At 35.9% G+C, this 3,118-nt stretch carries 3 protein-coding genes; all 3 read right to left on the bottom strand.

Annotated features, from left to right (window positions below; all coding sequences use genetic code 11):
- Positions 1-1,034, bottom strand: a 1,034-nt coding sequence (locus CLHOM_RS00025; RefSeq protein WP_052219623.1) for a 2-hydroxyacyl-CoA dehydratase subunit D, incomplete at its 3' end; no start/stop codon positions are given.
- A gap of 4 nt (positions 1,035-1,038) precedes the next feature.
- A complete protein-coding gene (locus CLHOM_RS00020; RefSeq protein WP_052219622.1) occupies positions 1,039-2,295 on the bottom strand; it encodes a 2-hydroxyacyl-CoA dehydratase subunit D in 1,257 nt (418 codons plus the stop codon).
- A gap of 30 nt (positions 2,296-2,325) precedes the next feature.
- Entirely contained in the window at positions 2,326-3,102 is a 777-nt protein-coding gene (locus tag CLHOM_RS00015) for an acyl-CoA dehydratase activase (protein WP_052219625.1), read from the bottom strand.
- Positions 3,103-3,118: the final 16 nt, after the last annotated feature.

Here is a 3,118-nt window from a genome sequence, read left to right as displayed (position 1 = left end):
TAAATTCCAGCTTCTTCAAACTCTCTATAGTATATTGGATAGTCAAATTCTTCAGGATCACAGAATTTCATCATGCAAATTACCACTGCATCTGCCTTATATTTATTTACCATATCTATAAGCATTTGACCCCTAACCTTTTTAACATCTGTAGCTAGGGAACATCCGTCTAAGTCCTGCCACCATTTAGCTAATCTGTATAGTGGATCTGTTCCTTCTGGAACATCATTTCTGTATTGTCTTGATTCCTGTGCTAAATCATCTGCAACAACAGCAAATCCATTTTCTTTGAAGATTTCTAATACTTCCTTAGGCTCAGCCATTATTCCTGTTAATATAACTCTTTTACCTTTAAAATCTTCAACTGGAAGAGCTTTAATTTCAGCTATTAATTCCTTAACCATTGCTGTATGCTTTGATTTTTCCATAAAGTATCTTGCTTTTATTACCGCATGACGCTTTATTGGATCTATTATATTAGGATATTCTGCAGCTACATCAGAAAATTCTCTCATGGTTCTTCTGTTTTCATTGTATATTTCAATACTTCTATTTAATGCTTCATCAGTAATCTCTGTGTTTAGTATTTTCTCTAATTTTTCACGTACAAGTTTGAATTCCTCAACTAAGAATTTATTTGCAGCTTCAATTTTTCTATTTTGAGGATGAGTAAATACTATTACTGGAGATGTTCCCTTCCATTTTTGGCTTAGACACTTTAATGTATCACATGGAACTGAAAAAAGCACAGCTTCTAAGTCATCATATACTCCCTCTAACTGCATCTCCATAACAGTTTGCATAATAGAGCAGGCGAATGGAGGTAAATATGCACGAGCTTTAGAAATGCTCTTTTGTCCACCCCATATACCTACAGGAAGAAAGCCTGCTGCATGGATAAGTTCTTCAGGAGCATAATATGGCATAACACCTACGGCACCTTTTCCAGTTTCTTTTTTGAAGTCTTCCATAGCTTTTATAGGATTATTTGAAATCGATGTTAATTCATTTATAATACTATCAATTCTATTCATTAGCTTATTCCTCCTTACCTTGATCCATCATTTCTGCTAAAGCCTGAACACGAGTGTCAAATTGAGCAGGTGCAAAATTACGAGGATCTGTTTGGTCTCCATCAAAGCTTACATATGGCAATCCATTTTGTTGTTGTAAAATTTCAGCTGTTTCTACATTTAAGAAGCTCATTAGCTTACAGCTTCTGTTAAGGTGATATACTATACCATCAGATTTTGAGTTGCTAATTATGTCACTAAGAACCTTAACCTTGTTATCAAGGCAAGTATTTATATAGATTCTTGTATAAGCTTCAGCCATAGAGCTCCAATCTCCTGGAGTATAAGTTAGATTCCAAAGTCCTGGATAAGCTGATCCGGTCATTATTGTTCCAAGGTTTTTTAATCCTTTAAAGGTATGCCCTAAGTGCGGCCAAACAGCGATACCTTCCCAAGTTATACGATTCTTTTCATTTCCTTTGAAAGCATAAACTCCGTTTTTAAGATTTTCTTCAAGTTCATCTGCAAACTTCTTGAAGGTAATTTCTGCATAATCTCTGCTTCTAGCACAAACTATAAGAGCCATGTAGTTGAAAAGATCAAATCCGTTTAGTGGTGATGGCTTATAAGATGCCATAGCTGCTAATCTGTTCCACTGTGCTACTGAGCGTTGAGTTTGTTTTTGTACTTCTAGGAATTTATCGTAATCAAATTTTCTTCCGCAAACTTCTTCAAGCTGAGAAATAGCTTCTTTAAATTGCTCTGCAATATAGTCCTTAGCGTATTGTGGAATAGGCATTGTATGGTTAAATGGTACATCAATTATGATACAAGGAATGTTTAATTCAACTGCAAGATTTTCATACCATTTTAATAACGTATTACAAATATTGTTACAAGTTATTATAAGGTCAGGTAGTGGAATATCTGCAGCTGGTGAGTTTGCAAGCTTTTCAGGAGTTTTTCCTGTTAGTGCCTTTTCCTTTAAAAGTTCCATATAACCAAGATTTACTCTTGCATAAGAACAAAGGTCCACGTTATAACCTTTCTTATCTGCAACTTCAATCATATCTAATGCACCTTTTCTTGCACCGATACCAGCAGCATGTGTTTCTGGATATACCATTGCAATATCCATAGCAACACAAAATTCTGGAGGAGCAACAGATGCAGACCAACAAACTAGTTTTCCTTCTTTTTTCGCTTGTCTTGCTTCTTCATCTAATTTTTCTTGATAATATGCTAATAATTCTTTTGAACTTTTATTTGATATATCAATCATCTTCATTATCCCTCTCTTCTTTATTTTTACCTATCCTATGGCTTCCTGGTAGGCAAACAGTGCTGCTCCAAGGGCAGCTGTAATTTGTGGATTTGGTGCTACAATAACTTCTTTTTTAAGCTCTCTGCTTATGGCTCTTACAACTCCTAAATCCTTTGCGACTCCGCCGCACATAACTACATCCTCTTCTAATCCAACTCTATATGCAAGTCCGCAGGCTTTGCTAGCAACTGACTGGTGAACTCCAGCTATAATATTTTCTTTAGCAAGTCCTTTTGATAACTGTGATATTACCTCTGATTCTGCAAAAACTGTACAAGTACTGCTGACTGTAGCAGGTTCTGTAGCACGTGAATCATATTCTCCCATTTCACTTAGCTCTACCTCAAGTACCCTTGACATAACATCAAGAAAACGTCCTGTTCCTGCTGCACATTTATCGTTCATAAAAAACTGCTTTACTCCGCCTTTGTTGTCAAGCTTAATTGCCTTAGCATCTTGACCACCAATATCTATAATAGTTCTTGCTGTTGGAACTAAGAAGAATATACCTTTAGCTTGACAGCTGATTTCACTTATTTGTTTATCCGCTTCTTTTACCGAAAACCTACCATAGCCTGTAGCAATAATCTTAGTCATGTCTTCTAATTTTAGACCTGATTTTAAAAGAGCTTCATCCAATGCACGCTTAGGTCCTGAAGAACCTGTTCCAACCTGAATAACTTCTGCTGCAACAATCTTACTTCCATCTTCTAAAATTACTACCTTTGAAGATGCAGATCCAATATCAATCCCCATTGTAAACATAGGATACTCTCCTTTC

The sequence above is a fragment of the Clostridium homopropionicum DSM 5847 genome, from assembly GCF_001263795.1.
GTDB classification, from domain to species: domain Bacteria; phylum Bacillota; class Clostridia; order Clostridiales; family Clostridiaceae; genus Clostridium_H; species Clostridium_H homopropionicum.
This window is presented reverse-complemented; position numbering and strand designations above follow the sequence as displayed.

Excerpts from the sequence above, each read along its gene's own strand:
- CLHOM_RS00020 (WP_052219622.1), bottom strand. The coding sequence starts at position 2,295 with ATGATTGATATATCAAATAAAAGTTCAAAAGAATTATTAGCATATTAT.
- CLHOM_RS00015 (WP_052219625.1), bottom strand. The coding sequence starts at position 3,102 with ATGTTTACAATGGGGATTGATATTGGATCTGCATCTTCAAAGGTAGTA.